Origin of the sequence: Pseudomonas jilinensis, assembly GCF_003586265.1 — a bacterium.
Lineage (GTDB): Bacteria > Pseudomonadota > Gammaproteobacteria > Pseudomonadales > Pseudomonadaceae > Halopseudomonas > Halopseudomonas phragmitis.
The window spans coordinates 1-5,850 of sequence record NZ_QJSA01000028.1 but is presented as its reverse complement, the minus strand read 5'-3'; the positions used below and the strand labels follow the sequence as shown (position 1 = coordinate 5,850).

At 56.5% G+C, this 5,850-nt stretch carries 4 protein-coding genes and 1 pseudogene; all 5 read right to left on the bottom strand.

Annotation, left to right across the window (positions count from 1 at the left end):
* On the bottom strand, nt 1-905 hold a 905-nt coding region (locus tag C2846_RS18295; protein ID WP_119702174.1), incomplete at its 3' end, for an OST5 family protein.
* Nucleotides 906-1,020: 115 nt separating this feature from the next.
* Entirely contained in the window at nt 1,021-1,971 is a 951-nt protein-coding gene (locus C2846_RS18290; RefSeq protein WP_240638233.1) for a hypothetical protein, read from the bottom strand.
* A 2-nt stretch (nt 1,972-1,973) separates the two neighbouring features.
* On the bottom strand, nt 1,974-4,841 hold the full coding sequence (locus tag C2846_RS18285; protein ID WP_131038243.1) for a toxin VasX: 2,868 nt from the start codon (nt 4,839-4,841) through the stop codon (nt 1,974-1,976).
* Nucleotides 4,838-5,401, bottom strand: coding sequence for a DUF4123 domain-containing protein (locus C2846_RS18280; RefSeq protein ID WP_119702172.1), 564 nt, complete (start codon nt 5,399-5,401; stop codon nt 4,838-4,840). The genes C2846_RS18285 and C2846_RS18280 overlap by 4 nt, the downstream gene beginning before the upstream one ends.
* 2 nt (nt 5,402-5,403) lie before the next feature.
* A pseudogene (locus tag C2846_RS18765) lies at nt 5,404-5,850 on the bottom strand (DUF2345 domain-containing protein); the annotation flags it as partial.

The following is a 5,850-nucleotide window of genomic DNA, read 5'->3' as shown; positions in this document are numbered from 1 at the left end:
GCGATGGCCGCTTCCAGCTCAGCTGAGCGCCGGGCCCATTGCTCCTGGGGCAGCGGCTGGGACCAGGCGATGGATTCGGGGCTGGTGAGGTCGGGGATGTGGGTGAATTTCTTGCGCATCAAATAATCGTAAGCAAACAGGTTGAATACGAATGAAGCCAGCCCATCCCACAGGACCGTGCGCAACCAACCATGGGTCTTCACACCATCGCGCATATCCTGGACAAAACTCTGCCAAACACTTAATTCGTGATTGTGCATAACCGTAGAGTCGGGCACAGCTTCAGGGCCAATCTCCATAAAACTGCGAATACACTCCCACTGACGCATAGCCGCAGCACCCGGGCCGGGGCTGACCATGATGATCCAGCCCGGCTTTTTATCATGGTAAGGCTCGTCGATTTCATCCTTGAAGGGGAACCACAACAGCAATCCCCCCAGCTTGGCGGCACCAAACTGGCCGACCATGGTGGCACTCGGGGCAATGGCGTGTACCCGCTCCCAGGGCACGGTCCACTCCTCACCATCATCCGCCACAATGCGCACTTCTCGGCGTTGGCGGTGGAACCGTAGAGGTGGCATCAGCGGGCGGCGGTAGACGCGGATATAGCCAATCCAGAGGAAGGCCATCACACTGCCCATGCCGAGGAATATCATAAAAAAGAGTAGATAATCGCTCCTAACAAGCGCATAAATTAAAGCCCAACCAAGTAACAAAGAACCGATATGTAGCGTTACCCACCCCCCCACCAGAGACAGGCTACCGATATCCAGATACACCTCGTTTTTGCGCCAGATCATGCCCAGAATATCCGACGCTGGCTGGCCAGTCGGGATCGGTAGCGGCGACAGGTGCTCCTGTTTCCACAGTAAGCCTTGCTTGGTGTCACCTGCTTGTTGGGTCATGACTCGGTCCTGAGTTGCAAATTGGCGTCGAATGACAGTGCCTGGCATTATCCATAGCCTCTGGATCCCCCTGAGCAGACTCAACGATCCAGCGCAGTATTTGCTTGATGACTTCCTAAGGCTGTTGTTGCTCCAGATCTACCAGTCGCGAGGCAGGACCATTCAGATCCAGGCGCTCTCGGATTAACACCGGCCAGTGATTGCGTGAGCGGCGTTTGGCGATGGCGTAGGTGAGGTTCTGTGTTGCATTGTAGGGGGCCAAAAACATGCCCCCGAGCAACAAAATCAAATCACTGCCGCTGAGGAAATTTCGTCCGTTGCTGGCTTTGTATTGATCCTTGATGTCACGCCACTGTAGACGAGCCCAATGCCCCCGGCGCTTGCGCACCGCGAGCAAGCTCTGGTTAAAGTCAGGCGACTCACTGGGATTGCCTTGCTCATCAAACCAGGGACCATTGTCCATGTAGGCTCGCAGGTACTCCCAGAAACCCAATTGCATCTCCAGACTCTTGCCCAATGGCGAGCCCAGATTGATCAGTACCTGCTCGTCAGGATGACCATAGCGGTGCAGCAGCACTTCCAGTGCGGCATGCCGCATACCGCCGGTATAAGGGCCTACGGTGTCAAAGCTGTAAGCTGCAGCAGCAATACCATCCCAGGGGCTGTGATATAGCTGACCATCCTGCTCGAAATACAGCTCGCGGGTGCGGCGATTAAACACGATAGGCAGCGGCATGGGGCGCAGGACTTCCCAGAGGAACGGCAGAACAGTACAGGTAATTGCGATTGCTAATGCATGCAATGTTCCTTCAGTGTTCCCGTGGTAATAACTGAGCATTGCCATTACCACCCAAAACGCCCCCAGCAGGCCCCCCAGCCCCCCAGTCAACATCCCCCTGTCGGCACCGGCGCCATGCTCGATGGCCAGATATTGCTCGGTTTGTTCTTCCACTTCGGGCATGCACATCAGCGACGCACCAGTGGGCTGATCAGCTTGCAGTGGGTAGCCGTCCAGTGCCTGGGCCAGGCGCTGGGAAAGCAGATCAGTGGAGGCGTGGTTCGTCATATTCAGCTCACATCAATATCGATGGGCGGCAGATACAGCCCATTGATAGGTTGGTAGGTCAGACGTCCACGAACAGCAACCAAGCTACTCCTCCCGTCATCATGATAGGCACGGCGCAGGCGGATACCGTTACGCTCAGGCGTTATACGACTACCGACATCTGGATAAAAGGGAATAGGATCATCCTTCCCCCAGATCAACGGGACGCACCGCGCCTCTGAGCTGAACAGCCCGGTTTTGTACTGCCACTCCTCCTCGCCTTCAAAGCTGACCATGCCCTGACGGTACTCCTGTTGACCAGGCAGGCGAAGTACCAGCCGGAGCTCACGCATCACCTGTCCAGTGCGCGGATTTATATCTTGCCAGCGCTCCAGGCTGAGACTGACTGGCAGTACGATCTGGTACAACGCTCGCAGAGTACCAGCAAAGCTACCTGACCAATCAGCAGGGCGATTACCAAAGCGGGTTTGCTTGAGCCACTGCTCCAGCGGTTTATCCTCAGTGAAGAACAGAGTAACCAGCCCCGCGATGATTGTAACCGCCAGTCCTGCCAGGCTCAGGCGTAGTGGCAACGACAACACCCGTAGTCCTGTGGTCAGCGCCTGAGCCTCACCCGCCAGCACAGCCGTGCGGGCTAGACGCATTGTACGCATGGCCTCTGCCGACAGTCTGGCATAAGCCAGGCTGGCTCCAGACAGACCGACATTGACGCCGGCAGTGTCCAAGTCACCGGCACGATAGGCATCCAGTGCACGCCAGCCAAAATAGAAAACATCAATGCCTGCGGCTAGAGCTTGGAAAAACATCGCCGCAGACCCCAGCCCCAACGCCCGCGCCAAATACTCTTGAGCTGCCGGATTGATATTACCTGCTTGTGCTACATACTGCTCCCATCTGATATCGGCCAGGTGCTGCAGCACTGCGGTAGCTGCTGCTGCAGTTACCAAGGCTGCACTGCTAACAGATACTGAGCTCTTTATTGACTGCTCTTCGCTCCAAGCCCTCTCTGCCTGGCCCAAATTCCACACCGACACCATCGCAATCAGTGTTTTCAGTGGCGCGTCATTGAGCAGATCCTTGATATTGCGAGGCAGCTCCAGCCCGGCTGCCTCGCCGCTGAGCGGCGGCAACACAGGAGGTGGGGCTGGCCTGGGATTAGGGGTTGCACTGCCATAACCGGGTCGATAGCTCCCAGCTTCCGCAGGAGGCGTACTGGGGACGACCCGTAGGTGTGGAATGGCAGAAGACACTCCGGAGGCCAGTGAGCTACGGGCCGGCCTAGCATCTGCCGCTGTCATGCGCGCAGCCCGACCTTCCTGGCGCCGATGTTGGTTTAGGCGCCGCTCCAGGCTGCGTCTCTTGCCTTTGTTATGCGCCTCATCAATCTGGGAGCTCATCCAGCGCAAGGCATCTGCAGGAGCTAGGCTGCCGGCTTCAAGACGCTGCCGACTGCGAGCCAGCATAGCGATCATTAGCTGATATGTAAGATGGTGAATTTGCTCGGACAATTCAGAAACTCGCCCGCCAAGCACCGTCGAAAAAACAGCGAACAAAGGCTCCCCGCCTCTAGCCAGTGGCAGTTTTTCAAGATTGGCTGCGCCCGCATTGAGCGTTAGAGCCAATGTCGATGCCCGTGCCATTTTTGCTGTGCTTGCGCCCAAGTCTTCCGCGACCGTCGGCAGGCCTTCGGGCATTTGCAGCAGGCGTTGCAAATGCCCTGCATCTAGACGCTGTGTCACCCCAAGAAGCGCCCACAACAACCAGGGCTGGCCTTTGACCTGTGTCAGATCAAGGGCATTCTCGATAGCTTTGACACCGGGCGAAGTTGCCGCCGGCCCCAGGCAGGCAGCCGCAAAGCTGTTTTCCAGCATTTCACGCGCATCGGGTTGACTGATATCGAAATGTTCACAAGCGCTCTCCAGGCTAGAAGGCGTACCTTCGCCCAGCGTGGAGAACCAGGCAGCCCAAACTTTGGCCATACGTATACAGTCAGCCTCGAGTGCCTGGGTTTCACGCTCCTGCTCTTCCTTTACTTGCTGCAACCGAGCCAAGTCAATGATTGAGCCAAGCCGCCCACGAACCTTCTCATCACCGCTCCCCATCGACTCTACAATGGCTGCGATAGACCATTCATCGACACGATGCTTGTTGAGCTTACCGAATGCCTGAGTACGTTCACGCATGAGTCCGGCAAAATCAAAAAGCACCCCCCAAGGGTCATCAACCAGTGCAAAATGCTGTTGCTCACAGCGCTGCATGCGTTTCAGCGCTGGATCTTCCAACAACCAATATCTTGGTCTCGGCGCACAACTCCAGCGGAAGTTTTCAGGTCTGATATCCCCTATCTGAGAGTGCAAGGTTTTTACCTGTCCGCTGAAAGGGGAAACACCAGGTATGATTTCACGCATTAGTCGCTGACGCAGATCTGGCTGCTGTTCGACCATGGCAAAGATGCTTTCAGACCAGAGGCAAGGTGACCATGCCAGGCGCACTGGAGCACCAGCCTCCAACAGCAGATAGGGGCGTAACGCTTGATCCTGTAGCCCTCCCCCCCGCCCACTCAGCGTCAGCATTGAAGCTTGCACCCTATATTCGTTCAGCTCCTGCAGAGCTTCATCCCAGAGATACAGCCACCCATCCCGCAACATACGAGGCACATACCCTAGAGGGCGATCCTGGTAATACGGGTTATCAGGCCCCAAACCTGGGAATGTCTCGTCAAGTTCCGGCAACCCTAGAGCCGCCGCATCAAGACTTGAGCCATGGCGCGGGTCTATCGGTCCAATGGCGTAACGAACGGGTAATACCGCCGCAAGCAACGGGCAAGCAGCAGGACGTAGATCTATTGGTGTTGCAACGGGTTGATTCATAGCGCCGCCTCCTGCGATGACTCATTCTCCTGCGCCAAGGCCTCCAATAACGGCCACTCCAGCGTAATCTGTGCGTTAATGTCCTCGGCCGAGCAAGTACAATCATGTTCTGGCGTTTGGTTCTCCCAAGCCTTGAAAGCCCTCCCGTGACGTTGTAACCAAACCTCACTCACACCGTGCCAAAACCCCTCTGGCCATTGCACCTTAGCTTCCGATGCACGCAGCAAGGGGCGTGAATCGGCCAACCTCAACCAGAACTCTCGACCATCAGGCGAGTAAACACGCAACCGCCGGCGCAGACTGGTGTAAAGCTCAGGCAGGCCCTTCTCTGTCTTAAGCCAAACCGCATATTGCAAATCCGGGGAGCCTTGGAACCAAGCCTTTTGCAGCAGGCTGCCTTCATCTGCGTCCAGCAAAATGGGGCCTACATCCCCCAACGCCTCAAACTGAGTGTCATATAACAGCGGACTCAAGCTGTGTTCGGGATAAGTTTTGCTCAACCAAACAAGAGCCCTTTTACGTGAAGCCCCGTCAAACAGAAGTACACCCGTACTGGCCATTATTATTCCTCTCTATCCTTGGCTAGCTCGCATACTTCGCAGAGTCCGCTGGTCGCCTGCAGAAAAACACGTCGTTGTTTGATCAGAGCCTCCGGCTCTACGGGCTGTAGTAGTTGTCCAGCAGCATCAGTCTTCGCCGATGTAGAGGTCAGTGGCCGTAGTATCTGAATACCAGACCCTCTTCCGGGACTACCACCAGCATTGAGCTTGATGCCGGGGCCGCTGAGGCTGATGCCGGCGGGGCTGATGTGGATGAAGCTGCCGCCGGCGCTTAGGGTCAGTTCGCTGCCGGCTTCGATGACCATCTTCTGCCCGGCCTTGAGGTGGATTTCACGGCCGGCCTTGGTCAGTTGGGCGGTGCCCAGCTTGACATGCTGACTGCTGGCTACGGTCAGATGATCGTCGGCCTTGATCTCGGTTTTTCTATCGGCGTGGGTGGTGTGGTGTTC

Coding starts and splice junctions, on each gene's coding strand:
- C2846_RS18290 (WP_240638233.1), bottom strand. CDS start 1,971: ATGACGAACCACGCCTCCACTGATCTGCTTTCCCAGCGCCTGGCCCAG.
- C2846_RS18285 (WP_131038243.1), bottom strand. CDS start 4,841: ATGAATCAACCCGTTGCAACACCAATAGATCTACGTCCTGCTGCTTGC.
- C2846_RS18280 (WP_119702172.1), bottom strand. CDS start 5,401: ATGGCCAGTACGGGTGTACTTCTGTTTGACGGGGCTTCACGTAAAAGG.